We start from the raw sequence: 1,416 nt of genomic DNA on the forward strand, positions 1-1,416 counted from the left end.
TGTTTAACTTTTGCAGGTTTTTTTTATATAAAACTGACACATCTCAATGTTCATATTTGCTTAAGTTTTAGTATGGTCACTTCGAATTCTGATACATATTGAAACATAAGAGCGGGACATGGATAAATTAATTGAGCGTTTTTTACGATACGTTAGCTTTGAAACTCAATCTAACCCTTCAGTTGCGCACTGCCCAAGTACGGCTTGCCAACTAGTGCTTGCTGAGCAATTAAAGCGTGAACTAGAAGAGCTAGAGCTTTGCGATGTAACCTTAGACGAACACGGTTACTTAATGGCACGCTTACCATCAAATGTTGATTTCCCAGTGCCAGCAATTGGCTTTATTGCTCACATGGATACAGCACCTGATGCATCTGGTAAAGATGTTAAGCCACAGATCGTTGAAGATTACAAAGGTGGCGATATCGCTTTAGGCATTGGCGATGAAGTGCTTTCTCCTATTCAGTACCCAGACCTAAATAAGTTACATGGTCACAATATCATCACAACAGATGGTACTACGCTTCTTGGTGCGGACAATAAAGCTGGCGTTGCTGAAATCATTACGGCGATTGCTCATCTGAAAGCGAACCCAAGTATTCCACATGGTGATATTTGCATTGGTTTCACACCTGATGAAGAAATTGGTCGTGGCGCAAACCTTTTTGACGTTGAAAAATTCAATGCTGAATGGGCTTACACTATTGATGGCGGTCCAATTGGTGAACTAGAGTACGAGAACTTTAACGCAACTTCGGCAGATGTAATTTGCCATGGCGTTAACGTTCACCCAGGTACGGCAAAAGGCAAAATGGTTAATGCGATGAATATCGCAGCGCAATTCCAGTTAATGATGCCAGCAGAAGAAACGCCAGAGTGCACAGAAGGGTACGAAGGTTTTTACCATTTGAAATCAATGGAACCTGCAGTTGCTAAAACAGAATTAGGCTACATTATTCGCGACTTTGATCGTGAAGGATTAGAGCAGCGTAAAGCGTTCATGCAGCAAAAGGTGGACGAGCTAAACAGCCGTTTAACAAAAGGCCGCGTAGAGCTGCAATTAACAGATAGCTACTACAACATGCGTGAAATGGTAGAGCCACATCCACACATCATTGAATACGCAAAAGAAGCAATGATTGCGTGTGATGTTAAGCCTGACATTAAACCGATTCGCGGCGGCACCGATGGCGCACGTTTGTCATTTAAAGGTCTACCTTGCCCGAATATTTTCACTGGCGGTTATAACTTCCACGGTATTCATGAGTTTATTACGATTGAAGGCATGGAATTAGCGGTTAAAGTGATTGTTCAGCTAGTTCAAACAACGGCAAGCAAATACAGCAAGTAAACTATTGATTCAATAGTTTAAATTGGTATTACACATCAGTCTCTTATACACATATGACGCTGCCG

The 1,416-nt window shown here is 41.8% G+C and carries 1 protein-coding gene; it reads left to right on the forward strand.

Features of this window, described 5'->3' with window-relative positions; all coding sequences use genetic code 11:
* Nucleotides 1-118 precede the first annotated feature (118 nt).
* Nucleotides 119-1,351: a peptidase T gene (gene pepT, locus ASV53_RS24010; RefSeq protein WP_062690660.1), complete on the forward strand. Its 1,233-nt coding sequence runs from the start codon at nucleotides 119-121 to the stop codon at nucleotides 1,349-1,351.
* Nucleotides 1,352-1,416: the final 65 nt, after the last annotated feature.

It is taken from the genome of Photobacterium sanguinicancri, from assembly GCF_002265265.1.
Classification (GTDB): Bacteria; Pseudomonadota; Gammaproteobacteria; order Enterobacterales; family Vibrionaceae; genus Photobacterium; species Photobacterium sanguinicancri.